This window comes from Faecalibacterium sp. An58, assembly GCF_002161515.1.
GTDB classification, from domain to species: Bacteria; Bacillota; Clostridia; order Oscillospirales; family Ruminococcaceae; genus Faecalibacterium; species Faecalibacterium avium.
On sequence record NZ_NFHX01000083.1, the window covers coordinates 1 to 618 of the forward strand.

1 rRNA gene is annotated in these 618 nt (G+C 50.5%); it reads left to right on the forward strand.

Going from position 1 to position 618, the window contains the following annotated elements:
- A 16S ribosomal RNA gene (locus B5G12_RS14245) occupies positions 1–404 on the forward strand; the annotation flags it as partial.
- Positions 405–618: the final 214 nt, after the last annotated feature.

Below are 618 nucleotides of genomic sequence, written 5' to 3' on the forward strand. Positions count from 1 at the left end.
AAGAGGACTCTATTCAGACTGCCGTTGACAAAACGGAGGAAGGTGGGGATGACGTCAAATCATCATGCCCTTTATGACTTGGGCTACACACGTACTACAATGGCGTTCAACAAAGAGAAGCGAAGCCGCGAGGCAGAGCAAAACTCAAAAACAACGTCCCAGTTCAGATTGCAGGCTGCAACTCGCCTGCATGAAGTCGGAATTGCTAGTAATCGCAGATCAGCATGCTGCGGTGAATACGTTCCCGGGCCTTGTACACACCGCCCGTCACACCATGAGAGCCGGGGGGACCCGAAGTCGGCAGTCTAACCGCAAGGAGGACGCCGCCGAAGGTAAAACTGGTGATTGGGGTGAAGTCGTAACAAGGTAGCCGTAGGAGAACCTGCGGCTGGATCACCTCCTTTCTAGGGAGTCTGGCTGACGCGGACTGAAAAGTCCGGCGTGAGTCGGTGACGAAGCAAGAGATCGATATTGTTCAATTTTGAGGGCCCTGAAAAGGGTCTTCAGCGATGTACCTTGAGAACTGAATAATAACTGCGAAACGAGATTAAAGTAAACTTCAAAGAGAAGAAACTACAGTTTCAACTGGAAGGGAAACGAATTTCGTTGGCAATTGGA